Source organism: Vibrio sp. Sgm 5 (genome assembly GCF_026241575.1).
GTDB classification, from domain to species: Bacteria; Pseudomonadota; Gammaproteobacteria; order Enterobacterales; family Vibrionaceae; genus Vibrio; species Vibrio jasicida.
The window spans coordinates 18,239-34,398 of sequence record NZ_JAPHPY010000017.1; the positions used below are offsets into that span (position 1 = coordinate 18,239).

General features: G+C 44.8%; 20 protein-coding genes. 10 read left to right on the top strand and 10 right to left on the bottom strand.

All coding sequences use genetic code 11. The features are described from left to right. The first annotated feature begins 123 nt into the window (after window positions 1-123). Together OQJ86_RS11455 and OQJ86_RS11460 are read left to right on the top strand one after the other, a co-directional pair. Window positions 124-522: a DUF2061 domain-containing protein gene (locus tag OQJ86_RS11455; RefSeq protein WP_042601054.1), complete on the top strand. Its 399-nt coding sequence runs from the start codon at window positions 124-126 to the stop codon at window positions 520-522. Between the two features lie 115 nt (window positions 523-637). After that, on the top strand, window positions 638-1,543 hold the full coding sequence (locus OQJ86_RS11460) for a bifunctional helix-turn-helix transcriptional regulator/GNAT family N-acetyltransferase (RefSeq protein ID WP_080869679.1): 906 nt from the start codon (window positions 638-640) through the stop codon (window positions 1,541-1,543). Window positions 1,544-1,559: 16 nt separating this feature from the next. Here the strand turns inward: OQJ86_RS11460 and OQJ86_RS11465 are convergent, their stop codons facing one another. Then, complete coding sequence (locus tag OQJ86_RS11465) at window positions 1,560-2,360, bottom strand: glycosyl hydrolase 2 galactose-binding domain-containing protein (RefSeq protein WP_038864479.1); 801 nt, start codon at window positions 2,358-2,360, stop codon at window positions 1,560-1,562. Between the two features lie 172 nt (window positions 2,361-2,532). Beyond that, the gene (rraB, locus tag OQJ86_RS11470; RefSeq protein WP_038864481.1) at window positions 2,533-2,949 is read right to left on the bottom strand and encodes a ribonuclease E inhibitor RraB; all 417 of its coding nucleotides are present in this window, start codon (window positions 2,947-2,949) and stop codon (window positions 2,533-2,535) included. A gap of 583 nt (window positions 2,950-3,532) precedes the next feature. Between rraB and arcA the strand changes: the two genes are divergently transcribed. The 6 genes from arcA (at window position 3,533) to OQJ86_RS11495 (ending at window position 8,163) form a co-directional block, all read left to right on the top strand. Further along, entirely contained in the window at window positions 3,533-4,753 is a 1,221-nt protein-coding gene (gene arcA, locus OQJ86_RS11475; RefSeq protein ID WP_038864483.1) for an arginine deiminase, read from the top strand. A 157-nt stretch (window positions 4,754-4,910) separates the two neighbouring features. Further along, complete coding sequence (argF, locus tag OQJ86_RS11480; protein WP_265987800.1) at window positions 4,911-5,915, top strand: ornithine carbamoyltransferase; 1,005 nt, start codon at window positions 4,911-4,913, stop codon at window positions 5,913-5,915. A 69-nt stretch (window positions 5,916-5,984) separates the two neighbouring features. Beyond that, window positions 5,985-6,110, top strand: coding sequence for an aspartate carbamoyltransferase (locus tag OQJ86_RS26610; RefSeq protein WP_082037739.1), 126 nt, complete (start codon window positions 5,985-5,987; stop codon window positions 6,108-6,110). An 89-nt stretch (window positions 6,111-6,199) separates the two neighbouring features. After that, window positions 6,200-7,129 (top strand): aspartate carbamoyltransferase, encoded by a 930-nt coding sequence (pyrB, locus tag OQJ86_RS11485; protein ID WP_265987801.1) that lies wholly within the window; start codon window positions 6,200-6,202, stop codon window positions 7,127-7,129. A gap of 17 nt (window positions 7,130-7,146) precedes the next feature. Further along, a complete protein-coding gene (gene pyrI / locus OQJ86_RS11490) occupies window positions 7,147-7,608 on the top strand; it encodes an aspartate carbamoyltransferase regulatory subunit (protein WP_038864489.1) in 462 nt (153 codons plus the stop codon). A 165-nt stretch (window positions 7,609-7,773) separates the two neighbouring features. After that, window positions 7,774-8,163, top strand: a complete 390-nt coding sequence (locus tag OQJ86_RS11495) for a RidA family protein (RefSeq protein ID WP_005432832.1) — start codon at window positions 7,774-7,776, stop codon at window positions 8,161-8,163. Window positions 8,164-8,248: 85 nt separating this feature from the next. Here OQJ86_RS11495 and OQJ86_RS11500 read toward each other — a convergent pair whose 3' ends face one another. The 8 genes from OQJ86_RS11500 to mlaF form a co-directional block, all read right to left on the bottom strand. Further along, complete coding sequence (locus tag OQJ86_RS11500; RefSeq protein ID WP_038864490.1) at window positions 8,249-8,974, bottom strand: 1-acylglycerol-3-phosphate O-acyltransferase; 726 nt, start codon at window positions 8,972-8,974, stop codon at window positions 8,249-8,251. A 147-nt stretch (window positions 8,975-9,121) separates the two neighbouring features. After that, window positions 9,122-10,387: a UDP-N-acetylglucosamine 1-carboxyvinyltransferase gene (gene murA / locus OQJ86_RS11505; protein ID WP_038864493.1), complete on the bottom strand. Its 1,266-nt coding sequence runs from the start codon at window positions 10,385-10,387 to the stop codon at window positions 9,122-9,124. A gap of 9 nt (window positions 10,388-10,396) precedes the next feature. Beyond that, window positions 10,397-10,651 (bottom strand): BolA family iron metabolism protein IbaG, encoded by a 255-nt coding sequence (gene ibaG, locus OQJ86_RS11510; protein ID WP_005432865.1) that lies wholly within the window; start codon window positions 10,649-10,651, stop codon window positions 10,397-10,399. Window positions 10,652-10,654: 3 nt separating this feature from the next. Further along, window positions 10,655-10,975, bottom strand: a complete 321-nt coding sequence (locus OQJ86_RS11515) for an STAS domain-containing protein (protein WP_038864494.1) — start codon at window positions 10,973-10,975, stop codon at window positions 10,655-10,657. Further along, window positions 10,975-11,613: a phospholipid-binding protein MlaC gene (mlaC, locus tag OQJ86_RS11520; RefSeq protein ID WP_038864496.1), complete on the bottom strand. Its 639-nt coding sequence runs from the start codon at window positions 11,611-11,613 to the stop codon at window positions 10,975-10,977. The genes OQJ86_RS11515 and mlaC overlap by 1 nt, the downstream gene beginning before the upstream one ends. Window positions 11,614-11,616: 3 nt before the next feature. Further along, a complete protein-coding gene (gene mlaD, locus OQJ86_RS11525) occupies window positions 11,617-12,114 on the bottom strand; it encodes an outer membrane lipid asymmetry maintenance protein MlaD (protein WP_038879692.1) in 498 nt (165 codons plus the stop codon). Window positions 12,115-12,116: 2 nt separating this feature from the next. Beyond that, entirely contained in the window at window positions 12,117-12,908 is a 792-nt protein-coding gene (mlaE, locus tag OQJ86_RS11530; RefSeq protein WP_038879694.1) for a lipid asymmetry maintenance ABC transporter permease subunit MlaE, read from the bottom strand. Then, window positions 12,898-13,701: a phospholipid ABC transporter ATP-binding protein MlaF gene (gene mlaF / locus OQJ86_RS11535; protein ID WP_038879697.1), complete on the bottom strand. Its 804-nt coding sequence runs from the start codon at window positions 13,699-13,701 to the stop codon at window positions 12,898-12,900. The genes mlaE and mlaF overlap by 11 nt, the downstream gene beginning before the upstream one ends. A 400-nt stretch (window positions 13,702-14,101) precedes the next feature. Between mlaF and OQJ86_RS11540 the strand changes: the two genes are divergently transcribed. Then, a complete protein-coding gene (locus OQJ86_RS11540; protein WP_038864502.1) occupies window positions 14,102-15,067 on the top strand; it encodes a calcium/sodium antiporter in 966 nt (321 codons plus the stop codon). Window positions 15,068-15,102: 35 nt separating this feature from the next. Then, window positions 15,103-16,074, top strand: a complete 972-nt coding sequence (kdsD, locus tag OQJ86_RS11545; RefSeq protein WP_039975700.1) for an arabinose-5-phosphate isomerase KdsD — start codon at window positions 15,103-15,105, stop codon at window positions 16,072-16,074. The last annotated feature ends 86 nt before the right edge of the window (window positions 16,075-16,160 follow it).

The window sequence follows — 16,160 nt, forward strand, 5'->3', positions numbered from 1 at the left end:
CCTACTCTGCCTCATATTTAATAGTTTTTACCTATCAAACTAATCTTAACTGCCCATTAGATTTAATGATAATAATTCTCAATAATAGACCTATCGAAACAACACAACAATTGAGTAATTATCATGAAAAAGACACTAACCTTTGCAGCACTCCATTTTACTATCGCGTTTAGTGTCGCTTACGTGCTTACTGGCGACATTCTAATTGGTAGTTTAATTGCCATGATTGAGCCTTCAGTGAACACCGTCGCTTTCTACTTTCATGAAAAAGCATGGGCAAAAGTCCCTGCGCTTAAAGCTCGTCAGTGGATGACCAAAATAAAAACCGCAAGCTTTGCCACTATCCACTTCAGTGTTGCCTTTACCGTAGTTTACTTACTAACAGGTGATGCGTTTGTCGGCGGTATCATGGCAATGCTAGAGCCAAGCTTGAATACAGTAGCGTACTACTTCCACGAGAAAGTATGGATGCGTAGATCAGATAACCAAGCACCACAGTTCTGTCTGCACCAACACGCTTAAACATGGAGGCTCAATACGCCTCCTAACGAGCAAAATGACATTTACCATTGACAAAGTTGCGCACCGCAATTAATTTAATTGCGGTGCGCAACTTTATTTTTAGAGGTAAGTGATAATGAATGCTCGTCAACTCCGACACTATTCCCGTCAAGCCGTCCGATTACTTGGTATGCTCGATAAGCAATGTGGCGACGTCGCTCTCACTCCAGTGCAAGCGCACGCGTTAGGTGAGATCAAACTGCAGCCGTTGACCATCAATCAACTAGCACAACAGCTCAATGTCGACAAGTCCAATGCAAGCCGCACCGTTACCGGTTTGATTAAATTAGGTTTAGTTGAGAGTATCGAAAACCCGAAAGACAAACGCAGTCAACTTGTGGCGCTTACAGAGCAAGGTCAACAGGCGTTATCGCAACTAGACCAACAGCAAAACAGCTTCTTTGAACAACTGCTTACCCAACTGGATGACAGCGAGCAAGAGCAAATCAAACTTGGTTTAGAGACTTACCTAAAAGGGCTAACAAAAGTGTGTCAGGCAGAGGAATACGTTCTTCGACCTCTTACCAAAGCAGATAACTCGCAAGTTGCAAACGTGATTCGCGCAGTCTCCGCAGAATACGGTTTAACCGCAGACAAAGGTTATGGTGTGGCCGATCCAACGCTTGATGACATGTACTCGGTTTACGACCAACAAGGCGCAGCCTACTGGGTAGTCGAATACCAAGGCGAGATTGTGGGTGGCGGCGGCTTTGCACCTTTAGCTGGTGAGCCAAATGTGTGTGAGCTGCAAAAGATGTACTTCTTACCTCAAACACGAGGGCACGGCTTAGCTAAACGCATCGTCGCATTGAGCTTACAGCTAGCGAAACAGTTTGGGTATCAGCAGTGCTATTTAGAAACGACAGAATGTCTAAGAGAAGCGGTAGGCTTGTATGAAAAGCTAGGCTTTGAGCATCTCGATGCCCCGCTAGGACAAACAGGGCATGATGCATGTGAAGTCGTGATGCTTAAGACGTTATAGCGTTTTATCCCCAAACTTAAAGTACAAGATGGGTAACACAGAGCTCTTGGCTAAGTGCCACTGTAAATGCTTGGCGCTGCCCATCCAACTCCACTACGAGTTCGTAGAGATCTTTTGGATCGGGATCGTTAAGATCGGCATACTTTGGCGCTTCGATCTGGAATAAAGCACTCGCATGATCCGCTCGGACATCAATAGGAATATGGTAAGTCATGCCATTAAACTTAACCGATGCCGATACTAGACCCGGCGCAAAAGTTTGATAGTACAAGTCGACTTTAAACTCACAACCACCACCGTGGTGCCAAATCTGCTCGGTAGCCACGCGGTCTAAACGAACATTGCGAATGAACTGTAGATACGGTTCTTGCCATACCCCCAAGCGCTCATCACTCTTTTGGTATTCATGATCCGCAAGTGAGCACAACTCCGGTTTATCCTCATCCAGCAGAAGATCTTCTTCTTCCTCGAGGAACAGGATCTCAAAACGGTTGCGCCCCATCTGCATAAATGGACGAATGTCTTTTTTGTATATGCTTTGCGAACCGTCACAGTCGAACAATGCGACTCCGTTCAAACGCACTTCTGCATGGTAATCCACACCACCCAACACCATTTCTACCGCTGGGAATGCCATCATGGATTCGTCCACTTCGATGTCGTGCATCAGGTGCCACTCTTGCTGACGGATCGCTTCTTCAGTCAGTTCAGCAGGCAATACCTGACTCAAAGGAGCAGGGAAAGTAATGTCATCCTGTGGGATAGAAAGGTCCGTCAGTGGAGAGACTTGCCATAAACCGGCGAGTGAGAGTTGCATATACACCTTGAGCTAGATCAATTTTCATGCATTATATACTCAAGTGGCTTAGGGTTATAGGCAGTAAGCCTACAAACTCAATGAGAATTATTTATGCTCACCCTCGGTTATCATTTTTAAGGCACAAAAAAAACCAGCGATAAACGCTGGCTTCTTAGAATGAATGAGTCGATTACTCTTCGTCTTCATCATCTTCGTCTGGGTAAAGCGCATCTTCGCCTTCGTAGTAAGTACCCCAACCGTCGTAAATGATGTCGTATTTTTCTGCAAGGTGAATCAACTTCTCAACCTGTGCATCAATCGCTTCTGCGTTTAGTGCAGATTCCATTGTTGCATCACAGCAAAGCAGTTTGTTACCGTCTTCATCTTCTGTTTCTTCAGCTTCAAGCACTTCAAAGCCCATTTTGAATGCTTCCACAACCGCTTTCTCTAGCGTGTCGAAGTCTTCAGCAAATAGGTGGTGCTCGATTTCGTATAGTGAATCTGGATCGCTGCCGTCTTCTAGCAATGCTGCAATGATATCGCGAGTCTCTTCCTTTTGAATCTCAATTAATTCTTCTACTGATAGATATTCATCTTCGTGAGACATGTTTTGGCTCCAGATTAGTTACTTGATGAAAACACTATACTCAAGACTGAGTATGTTAATGCGGTGAAATATGGCACGGATTGCGATGAAAAGCCACAAACAAACACCAAACGGCTTGGATTCTTAACGAATATTCTTTCTCAAAAATCGAAACCTCGCTCACAGAAACAAAAAATTAACAAAAACAAGAAATCTTTAATATTCAGAAGATCCTAATCAAGTAAATTCGTCGAGATAGGAGAGTGCATTGCGTGTTTATGGCCATGAAGTGAATACACCAACAAGGCAATTAAAAATGCAAGCGAATAAAGAAAGCTTTAAAAATGCATATTTTAGAATAGTTATGCGCGTTTTATGCACTAACAATGTGAGTCTATTGAAAGCGAGTAAAAAGAATAAAAACGCACTTTTTAAATACTATGAACAAAGTTCTAAATATAGAATTTAAAAATGCAAAGCATTAATTTACAAAATATATCGCTAATAAAAGGCAAGATATCGACATATAGAGTAAGTTCTAGGACTTGCATCTTTGCGGCAAGCTTGTCATAACTAATGGCTGGAAAATTTGTAAGGATACAAAATGAGCAAGCTGTACGTTGGATCAGAAGTTGGTCAACTTAGACGAGTGTTATTGAATCGCCCAGAGCGTGCCCTCACCCACCTCACCCCATCAAACTGTCACGAACTATTATTTGACGACGTGCTCGCGGTAGAAGCTGCAGGGGAAGAGCACGATGCATTTGCCCGTACACTACGAGAGCAAGATGTCGAGGTGCTACTGCTACACGATTTGCTCGTAGAGACACTTGCCGTTCCTGAAGCAAAACAATGGTTGTTGAATACTCAAATCTCCGATTTCCGTTACGGCCCAACATTTGCTCGTGATTTGCGTCAATACTTTGCAGAAATGGATGACGAACATCTTGCGACTATCTTTCTTGGTGGTTTGGCCTACTCTGAACTACCAATCAAATCCTCTTCGATGCTACCGAAAATGAAGCGTCCATTGGATTTCGTTATCGAACCTCTTCCGAATCACCTCTTTACCCGTGACACGTCATGCTGGGTATACGGCGGCGTTTCTCTTAATCCAATGATGATGCCTGCGCGACAACGTGAGACCAACCATCTGCGCGCCATTTACCGTTGGCACCCAACTTTCGCAGGTCAAGATTTCATTAATTACTTCGGTGATGAAGACCTTCACTATGACAACGCAAACGTAGAAGGCGGTGATGTACTGGTTATCGGTAAAGGTGCCGTTTTGATTGGTATGTCTGAGCGTACAACCCCACAAGGTGTAGAAAACTTAGCGGCGAGTTTATTTAAATCTGGTCAGGCGAAAGAAGTGATTGCTATCGACCTACCAAAACACCGCTCGTGCATGCACCTTGATACGGTCATGACGCACATGGATGTGGACACTTTCTCGGTATACCCAGAAATCATGCGTAAAGATTTAGACACCTGGCGCCTAACACCTAAAGGCAACGGTGAAATGCATGTCGAAGCATCACACAACTATCTGCATGCCATCGAATCGGCACTTGGCTTAGATCAATTGAAGATCATCACAACGGGTGGTGACAGCTACGAAGCTGAACGAGAGCAATGGAACGATGCCAACAACGTACTGACGGTGAAACCTGGTGTTGTGATTGGTTACGAACGTAACGTCTACACTAACGAGAAGTACGACAAAGCTGGCATTGAAGTCCTGACTATTCCGGGTAACGAGCTTGGTCGCGGTCGTGGTGGTGCACGCTGTATGAGCTGCCCAATCGAACGTGATGATATTTGAGAAACCTCTCCCACCAAATAAAACCAATTGAGACTAAGGTTGATGTGAATGCATCAACCTTTTTTTGCTTTTAATTAAAATAATTATTCACAATAAAAGCATTTATATGTTTTAATGCTTTTATTCTTTATCAACCACACGACCTAAGGGACGAGCTATGGCTTTCAATTTACGTAATCGCAACTTTTTGAAGCTATTGGATTTCTCAACTAAAGAGATCCAGTTCTTGCTCGAACTGTCCGCAGAGCTGAAAAAAACTAAATATGCAGGAACAGAGCAGAAGAAACTTCAAGGTAAAAACATCGCGCTAATCTTTGAGAAATCTTCTACTCGTACCCGATGTGCGTTTGAAGTTGCTGCCTTTGACCAAGGCGCTCAGGTCTCTTACATCGGCCCTTCTGGTTCGCAGATTGGTCATAAGGAATCCATGAAAGACACCGCACGCGTTCTTGGTCGTATGTACGACGGCATCGAGTATCGTGGCTTTGGTCAATCCATTGTTGAAGAGCTCGGTACTTACGCAGGCGTCCCTGTTTGGAATGGTTTGACTGATGAGTTCCACCCTACCCAAATTCTTGCTGACTTCCTGACCATGCAAGAGCACGGGCGCGGCAAACAACTGCATGAGATGACGTTTGCCTACCTTGGTGATGCTCGTAATAACATGGGTAACTCACTCATGGTTGGCGCAGCCAAAATGGGCATGGACATTCGCCTTGTAGCGCCAAAAGCCTTCTGGCCAGAAAAAGCATTAGTCGCAACTTGCCAAGAGATAGCCCAACAAACTGGCGCGAAGATCACGCTGACTGAAAACGTTGAAGAAGGCGTTAAAGGCTGTGACTTCTTATACACCGACGTTTGGGTCTCCATGGGCGAATCTGCTGAAGCTTGGGATGAGCGTGTTGCACTGATGACACCTTACCAAATCAATATGGATGTGATTAAGCAAACGGGTAACCATCATGTGAAGTTCATGCACTGCCTGCCAGCCTTCCACAACGATGAAACGACTGTGGGTAAAGAGGTGGCAGAGAAATACGGCATGAAAGGACTAGAGGTAACGGAAGACGTGTTTGAATCAGAGTACTCCATCGTATTCGACGAAGCCGAAAACCGCATGCACACAATCAAAGCCGTGATGGTAGCAACGTTAGGCAGCTAAACCAAAGCATTAAAAATGGTAACAAAAACCACGATGTAATCGCTTGCGCTCACGAAAGTTAAGCGTATAATGCTCGGCAATTTGTCTGAGGATTATGAAATGACCAAGCCGATTGCTGACGTAAAAACGCGATTTGCTCTAGCTAAGCGACTACGCTTACGCGCTGTTATTTTCGTTAATTCTATTGAATTTTAAAACCTCCCCATTTGGGGAGGTTTTTTTATGTCCGAAATTCCACCAGGGTAATTTTGGGGATAGTCACCACTGTTATAGGGAAGAAGATCATGGCGAACTCGCTTTACCAGAAGCACATCATCTCTATTCCAGAGCTTTCACGTGAAGAACTGGAACTGATTGTAGAAACTGCAGGTCAGCTAAAAAAAGAACCTCGTCCAGAACTGATTAAAAACAAGGTTGTAGCGAGCTGTTTCTTTGAGCCATCCACACGTACTCGTCTGTCATTCGAAACAGCGATTCAACGTATTGGTGGCGATGTTATTGGTTTTGATAACGGTGGTAACACCTCTCTGGCGAAAAAAGGCGAGACACTGTCTGACTCAGTTCAAGTGATCTCTTCTTACGTCGATGCCTTCGTTATGCGCCACCCTCAAGAAGGTGCAGCGCGCTTGGCATCCGAGTTCTCTAACAGCGTTCCTGTGATTAACGCTGGTGACGGTGCCAACCAACACCCAACACAAACGCTACTCGACCTATACACGATTGCAGAAACACAAGGTCGTCTAGACAACCTGAACGTTGCGTTCGTTGGTGACCTAAAATACGGTCGCACCGTGCATTCTTTAACTCAAGCATTGGCGAAGTTCAATAACATTCGCTTCTTCTTTGTGGCACCTGAAGCGCTCGCGATGCCTGATTACCTATGTGAAGAACTCGATGAAGCAGGTATTCAATACAGCCTGCATACAGACATGGAAAGCGTGATTCCTGAACTAGACATTCTGTACATGACACGCGTACAAAAAGAGCGTTTCGATGAATCTGAATACGCGCACATCAAGTCAGCTTACATCCTAACAGCAGCGCTACTAGAAGGTGCACGTGAGAACTTGAAAGTGCTACACCCACTGCCACGCGTGGATGAAATCACCACAGACGTCGACGTAACACCGCACGCTTACTACTTCCAACAAGCAGAAAATGGCGTGTACGCGCGCCAAGCATTGTTGGCATTGGTTCTAAACGAAACACTGTAATCGAGGGAGAAAAAGACATGACTAAAGAAACTCAATTGCAGGTAGAAGCAATCAAAAATGGCACAGTAATCGACCATATTCCAGCCCAAATTGGTATCAAAGTGTTGAAATTGTTCGATATGCACAACTCTTCTCAACGCGTGACGATTGGCCTTAATCTGCCATCATCCGCATTAGGTCATAAAGACTTGTTGAAGATCGAGAACGTGTTCATCAACGAAGAGCAAGCAAGCAAATTGGCACTATACGCACCACACGCTACGGTTAACCAAATCGAAAATTACGAAGTGGTAAAAAAGCTGGCACTAGAGCTTCCTGAACGTATCAACAACGTATTTGAGTGCCCAAACACGAACTGCATTACGCATAACGAACCAGTTGCGAGCAGCTTCCAAGTATTCGAGAAGAAGGAAGAAATCCGTCTGAAGTGTAAATACTGTGAGAAAGTCTTCGCTCGTGAGATCGTCACTGAACGTTAATTTCCCGCTTCGATTCTTGCTAACGATAAATTGACTGATACCCCGCCCGTGCGGGGTATTTTGCTCTTTACGTGCTTCATGTTTAAAGGCACACTGATTCTTCTTAAGAACGCTCAAATTGTTTGAGTACACTCTTTATTCCCCTAAACAGATGGAACAATTCAAATGACGAAAGTACTTCACACTGAGTCTGCACCAGCAGCAATCGGTCCTTACGTTCAAGGCGTAGATCTAGGTAACATGGTTCTAACTTCTGGCCAAATCCCAGTAAACCCAGCAACAGGTGAAGTGTCTGCGGACATCGCAGAGCAAGCACGTCAATCTCTAGAAAACGTGAAAGCAGTGGTTGAAGCTTCAGGCCTTAAAGTCACTGACATCGTAAAAATGACGGTATTCGTTAAAGACCTAAACGACTTCGGTACTGTGAACGAAGTTTACGGCAAGTTCTTCGATGAGCACGAAGTAGCAAACTACCCAGCACGTTCTTGTGTCGAAGTAGCTCGCCTACCAAAAGATGTTGGCATCGAGATTGAAGCAATCGCCGTTCGTAAATAATTGCGCTTGCTAAGAAACATAAAAAAACGGGTAGCTTAGGCTACCCGTTTTTTATTGTCTTTTTGTTGCAGTGTTCTATTTCAATTTAAGCGGCATTACGCTGTTTTACTTCTTCATCCAGCGCTTCTAGCTTCGCTTTCATTTGATCGCGACAGGTGTTTGCAAGTTCACGAACGCCTTCTTTGCCATAGCCTTCAGAGCTGATTGGTGGCAGCATTTCAATGATCACATGACCGTTATTCCAACGGTTCAATTTAATGTGATCAGTTGAACTACACACGATCGGAATGATTGGCACCTCTGCGCCGATAGCAGCATGGAATGCGCCGGTTTTAAATGGCAGTAAGCCACGGCCACGTGAGCGCGTCCCTTCTGGGAACATCCATACTGAAACGTCACTCTGCTTAATGCTATCAACTACTTGATCAATAGTGCCCTTAGCTTTAGAACGGTTACCACGGTCAATTAAAATGTTACCCGTTAGCCAGTAAAGCTGACCAAATAGTGGCATCCACGCTAAGCTTTTTTTACCTACCGTCACGACTTTTGGTGTCACTGCTGAAGATACAGTAAACAAATCCCAGTTGTTTTGGTGGTTCGCGATGTAAACATGCTGACCACGAGAGTAAGCATCTTCAGGAATTCGTAATTCTAATTTGATTCCGAACACACGAGACATCTTGCCGAACAAGCGGCCAAAAGTGAAAACGTGCTTAGGATTTCGAGGACTTAATAGGCAGTAACCACAACCACCAATAAACATCACAATTGCGAAAATTGCGACAGCAAATACACGTAATAGTGCAATCATTGTTGTTCTCCAGGAACCGGCTTTACGCCAGATACAGCTATTGTTGGTTCTTTGGACATAGTCATCAGCTATGAAAGAGAGCGCGACATAAAAAAGCCGAAACCTGAGTTTCGGCTCTCTTTATATCGAAGTCAACTGCGATGCAGTTTAACCCGCCTCACTCACGCGCTCAATATTTGCGCCAAGAGCAGACAGTTTATTTTCGATTTTGTCGTAACCACGATCGATGTGGTAAATACGATCAACGATGGTTTCGCCTTTCGCGATACAACCTGCAATCACCAAACTTGCCGAAGCTCGTAGGTCAGTGGCCATTACTTGCGCACCACTTAGAGAATCTACGTCACCACAGATGACTGTGTTGCCTTCGATTTCCGCTTTTGCGCCCATGCGCATCAGTTCAGGTACGTGCATGAAACGGTTTTCAAAGATCGTTTCAGTAATTACGCCGCCGCCTTTCGCCATCATGTTTAATAGCGTGAATTGTGCTTGCATGTCAGTCGGGAAACCTGGGTGTGGGGCAGTACGAATGCTTACCGCTTTCAGTTCACGGTCCGTCATATCTACAGAAATCCAGTCTTCACCAGTCTCTACTAATGCGCCCGCTTCTTCTAGCTTCGCAAGTACCGCTTCTAACAAGTGACCGTTGGTGTTACGACACACAACTTTGCCGCCAGAAACAGCCGCAGCAACAAGGAACGTACCCGTTTCGATACGGTCAGCCACAACGTTGTGCTTACCGCCACCTAAACGCTCAACACCTTCAATAGTGATGGTGTCTGTGCCCGCGCCTGAAATTTTTGCGCCAAGCTTGTTTAGGAAGTCTGCTGTATCAACGATTTCAGGTTCACGCGCTGCATTATCTAGCGTTGTGGTACCTTCCGCTAACGCTGCCGCACACATGATAGTAATCGTTGCACCAACACTCACTTTGTCCATCACAATGTGAGCGCCTTTTAGACGACCGTCCACTTCTGCTTTTACGTAACCATCTTCTAGTGTAATCGTTGCGCCAAGCTGCTCTAGACCTGTGATATGTAAATCAACAGGACGAGCGCCAATCGCACAGCCACCAGGTAGAGAAACTTGACCTTTACCAAAACGAGCCACCAGCGGACCAAGTGCCCAGATTGATGCACGCATGGTTTTCACCAAGTCGTAAGGTGCGCAGTATTCGTTGATGCTGCTTGGATCGACATGAACAGAACCATTACGGCTTACTTTTGCGCCCAAACGCTTAAGCAGTTCCATAGTAGTATCGATATCACGAAGGTGTGGCACATTCGCCACCTCTACTGGCTCTTCAGCCAAGATAGACGCAAATAAAATCGGCAGTGCTGCGTTTTTTGCACCTGAAATGGTCACTTCACCAACCAGTGGTTTATCTGACCCAATAACTCGAAACTTTTCCATCAATAAACCTTAAAGCGACATTAGCTTTTTATCACGAGCCCACTCTTCTGGAGTGAACGCTTTAATCGATAGCGCGTGAATGTCGTTACGCTGGATGTAATCCATCAGAGGACCGTAAATTAACTGCTGCTTCTTAACGCGGCTCATTCCATCGAAACAAGCATCAACAGCAACCACCTCATAGTGGCTACCTTCACCTTTTACATGCACTTCTTGAAGGTTTAGTGCTTCTTCTAGTAACTGTTGTACTTTTGCGCTATCCACAATTTACCCCTGATAATTCTGTATATGTTTGGCCACTAAAGATTCAACGTTGCTCAGCTGAAACAAAGTGCGCAATTGCGCCGGCACGAAACTGAGCATTATATGACAGTTTTGTTTTTTTGCATGCTCTAATAAGTGGATTAACATCACCATTCCCGCAGAGTCGACGCGCTCAATCTCTTCTAACGAGCATTCTAGCTCGGTTTGAGATGGCTGCCATCGCTGCGCAACGGCCCACAAAGAAGGCACTGTATCTCGATCCAACGCCCCTGTAAGCTTAAGAATATCTGATTGTAAATGCCACTGAGAATGAGACTGCGCCATTACTTTGCTGCCTCGAAACGAATTGGCTGTGCCGCCAATTTTTCAAGATCTTTTGCTACCGCAAGGATACCGTCTTGACGAATCTTTGTATTCCACTCCGATTGCTTGCTTGAAAGTAAGCTAATACCTTCTGCAACCATGTCGAATGCTAACCATTCACCGGTTTTCTTATCTTTACGCAATTTAAACTCAAGTTTGATGTTCGGACGCGGAGCGTCGATGATATCTACTTTAATGCTTGTAATGCGCTTAGATGGGTCTAACTTAGGTTCAGGGCCAAACTCGATTTGCTGGTCTGTGTATTGTGTTAAGACTTGTGCGTAAGACGTCACCAAGTAAGAACGAAATGCCTTAATAAACTCACCAACGTCTTCACGCTTCGCGCCTTTTAAGTTCGGACCAAGCAGTTTTAATGCCGCATAGCGATCGTTGACGTAAGGCATCAGCTCTTCTTCAACGATAGTCTTAAGCAAATTTGGATCTTGCTTAATTTGTGGCTGTTCAGCTTTCAAACGATCAAATGTCACTTCCGCAACTTGTCTCATCATTTGATAAGGCTGAGTTTTATCTACTTCTGCCGCCACTGCACCAAAAGCAGTAAATGCCGCTACGAAAGAAAGTAATAATCTAGAGAACATGGGTTATTCCTTACTTGTGTTGCCAGAATCGCCGGAGCCACCGATGCTGTATAGCACCTGTCCAATTAAGTCTTCTAAAACTAAGGCAGACTTGGTGTCTTCGATGGTATCACCATCAACTAACATTTCTTCATCATCAAAGATGAAACCCGGAACTAAGCCAATGTACTGCTCGCCAATCAATCCAGAAGTCAAAATTTGTAAACTAGAAGTTTCTGGGAATTGATTGTATTGACTGTTAATCGACAAGCTCACAATTGGAAGTAGGCTTTCAGGGTTAAGTGTAATATCACTCACACGACCAACCACAACGCCGCCAACTTTCACTGGTGAACGAACTTTTAAACTACCAATATTATCGAACTCAGCTTTCAGGGTATAAGTATTGCCAGAGCCAATGCTTTTTACGTCAGCAACCTGAAAAATCATCACAAGAATCGCGCAAATTCCTGCCAATACAAAGCTGCCAACCCATAATTCAGTTTTACGTGTTTGTTGCATGATTAATTCCCAAACATCAATGCGGTCAGTACAAAGTCTAGTCCCAGTACTGCTAAAGAAGAATGCACTACCGTGCGCGTCGTTGCTCGGCTGATCCCTTCCGAAGTCGGAATCGCGTCATAGCCATTAAAAAGAGCGATCCAAGTAACGGTAATCGCAAACACGATACATTTGATCATGCTGTTACCAATATCTTGGCCTAATTCTACTGACGACTGCATTGCCGCCCAAAAACTACCGTGGTCAACGCCTTTCCAATCAACGCCAACAATTTGAGCGCCCCAGATACCAATAGCCATGAAGATCATCGCCAACAGTGGCATGGAAATCACACCTGCCCAAAAACGAGGAGCGATAACGCGTTTAAGCGGGTCTACCGCCATCATTTCCATACTCGAAAGCTGCTCAGTGGCTTTCATCAAGCCGATTTCTGCGGTTAATGCAGACCCAGCTCGCCCAGCGAATAACAAGGCGGTTACCACAGGCCCTAGCTCACGCAATAGCGATAGAGAGACCATTTGCCCGAGACTGCCTTCCGCACCGTAGTCCACCAGCACGACATAGCCTTGTAAACTCAACACCATGCCGATAAACAAACCCGATACGACAATGATAGCCAGAGACTGCACACCAACGGAGTAAAGCTGCTTCACTAATAACGGGAAGTTTTTGACCGGTTGTGGTCGGGTTACCAAAGCACCAACCAACATTAGTGTCGCACGGCCAAAGGCTTCACAGATGGCCAACGTGCGTCTTCCTAATGAAGCGACAAATTGAATAAAACTATCGACCATCAAATAAATCCTTTTCGATACTTTGAGCGGGAAATCGGAACGGTACCGGACCATCCGCATCACCCAACAAGAATTGCTGCACGCGTGGATCTGGATTGTCTCTCAGATCTTGTGGCGTGCCAAAAGCAATGATTTTGCCATCGGCCATCAAATAAACCCAATCCGCAATACTCATCACTTCTGGTACATCGTGTGAAACGACAATCGAAGTCAGACCTAGCGCTCGATTCAAATTACTGATCAACTCAACTAATACGCCCATGGTGATCGGATCCTGACCAACAAACGGTTCATCATACATGATAAGGTCGGGATCGAGCGCAATCGCGCGTGCTAAAGCAGCTCGCCTAGCCATACCGCCAGAAAGTTCACTTGGCATCAACTTTGCGGCACCACGTAGACCTACGGCTTCAAGCTTAAGCAGCACCATAGTACGGATAAATTCTTCAGAGAGTTCTGTATGTTCACGTAAAGGAAAGGCAACATTATCGAAAACGTTCAAATCCGTGAACAGAGCGCCTGATTGGAACAACATGCTCATCTTCTTTCGAGCATGGTAAAGCTTCTTACGTGAGAGTGCTGGAATGTTATCGCCATCAAACCAGATCTCACCTTGTTCGGGGTACAACTGACCGCCAATTAAGCGTAACAGTGTCGTTTTACCGATCCCCGATGGCCCCATAATGGCCGTCACTTTCCCTTCTGGCACGTGTAAATCAACGCCATCAAAGATCTTACGTTCGCCTCGTGAAAAAGTGAGATTGTTAACGGTAACTAAATCGTTGTTCGACATACTATCTCTTCTACTGTTTGTGAGTTTGACTCACAGAGTCATCAGCCAACTCAACCCCGATTGTTTTCAAGATATTACGTCGAGAATATCCTAAAGTGACTTCGGTACACTTATTAGGCTGCAATCATAAGCACATTGAACTTGAATTAAAAGCACTGTTCAATTAAATAAAGCCGACCAAATTCAAGCAATTCTTCATAAAATATGACGAAATCAAAGGAAGGTGTTTAAATTCAACTCCAGATAAGCGGTATCAAATACAACACGCGATCGAGCAACAATTAAACACAATTTCGTTACTAACCTTTAATTTATTTGTTGTTTATCTTCCATTTTTGGCTGTGAAAGGTCAAAATTAGCGGTTACTCATTTCACTTATTTTTATTACTTAGGAATCATCATGCTCGAAGCCGTAGCGTTGCTTATCGTCGGTCTTGTTATACTTGTATGGAGTGCAGATAAACTTGTTTTTGGCTCTGCAGCTCTGGCCCGCAACGTCGGTATTTCACCTTTAGTGATCGGCATGACCATTTTGGCGATGGGTTCTTCTGCGCCAGAAATGATGGTTTCTGCAACCGCAGCATGGGACGGTAAAACCGACACAGCTGTCGGTAACGTTCTTGGCTCGAACATCGCCAACATCGCTTTAATTCTTGGTATCACCGCCATCATCAAACCACTTTCCATCAGCTCTGCTGTGGTTCGTCGAGAATTGCCATTGATGATAGCAGTAACCGTGCTGGCTGGTATTTTACTTTGGGATAACCACCTAGGTTTCTACGAAGGCGTATTGCTGTTTGTACTCTTTGCTGCGTTCCTATTTGCCATGTTGCAAATCAGCCGCAAAGAACAAAAAGCGGGTGATGCTTTTGTCGATGAACAAGAATCAGAAGTCCCTGAAGGTGTAAGTAATCCAAAAGCCGTTATGTGGGTTGTGATCGGTCTGATACTTCTACCTTTGGCAGCAAGCATGTTAGTCGACAACGCCGTCATCATTGCAAAACACTTTGGTATGAGTGATCTCGTTATCGGCCTTACTATCATTGCTATCGGCACTAGCCTACCGGAGCTTGCTGCATCTCTAGCAGGCGTTCTAAAGGGCGAAGACGATATGGCTGTGGGTAACATCATCGGTTCAAACGTTTTCAACATTTTGGCGGTAATGGGCCTACCGGGCATCATCAATCCTTCAATGCTAAGTGAATTTGCGATGGGTCGTGACTTTTGGGTTATGCTCGGCGTATCGCTACTGCTTGTGGCAATGTGTCTTGGTAAATCTCGCAGTATCAACCGTTTAGAAGGTTCAATCCTGTTTGTGTGTTTCTTAGGCTACCAAGTGTACCTATTCGCAAACATGGCCGCTTAATAACATAATAAGTAAAGACAAATTGGAGCTCTGATATGTCCACTCAATTTGATTTTCGTGCTGCTGCTAAACAAGTTCTTGATATTGAAGTGACCGCACTTCAACAACTGGACCAGTATTTTGATGCGCAGTTTGAACAAGCTTGCGAATTGATTCTTTCCAATAATGGCAAAGTCGTTGTTATGGGGATGGGCAAATCAGGTCACATTGGCAACAAGATTGCTGCTACCCTTGCAAGTACAGGCACCTCCGCGTTTTTTGTTCACCCTGGTGAAGCTGCGCATGGTGACCTAGGAATGATCAGTGAAGGCGATATCGTCATTGCGATTTCTAACTCTGGTGAGTCTCACGAGATTTTATCTCTATTCCCAGTATTGAAACGTCTGAACATCAAAATTATCAGCATGACAGGCAAGCCTGAGTCGAACATGGCCAAATTGTCGGATATGCATTTGCAAATCACCGTTCCGCAAGAAGCCTGCCCACTTGGTCTTGCACCAACGAGCAGCACAACAGCAACTTTGGTCATGGGCGATGCTCTTGCCGTTGCCCTGCTTCAAGCTCGTGGTTTTTCTGCAGAAGACTTCGCTCTATCACACCCTGGTGGTGCGTTGGGAAGAAAATTGCTGCTCAAGCTGTCTGATATTATGCACTTTGGTAATGCACTACCAAAAGTTGCGCCAGATGCATTGATTCGCGACGCACTTCTTGAGATTTCAGAGAAAGGCTTAGGGATGACCGCGATTGTCGATGAGCACGATGCTATGCTTGGTATATTCACTGATGGTGACTTGCGTCGTACTTTGGATAAACGTATTGATATTCACACCACAGCAATCGGTGAAGTGATGACTCAAAACCCAACAACGGCTCATCCAGAAATGTTAGCTGTCGAGGGTTTGAATCTTATGCAAGATAAAAACATCAATGCTCTGATCTTGTGCGACAACAACAAGATTGTTGGTGCGCTGAATATGCACGATTTGTTGAAAGCGGGTGTGATGTAATCCATCCATCAACAAATGTTTACACAATTTGATTAACAGATTAAGGCAATGGTCAGGGAAGTACTGAGCTAAGATAAAGGCCTTTA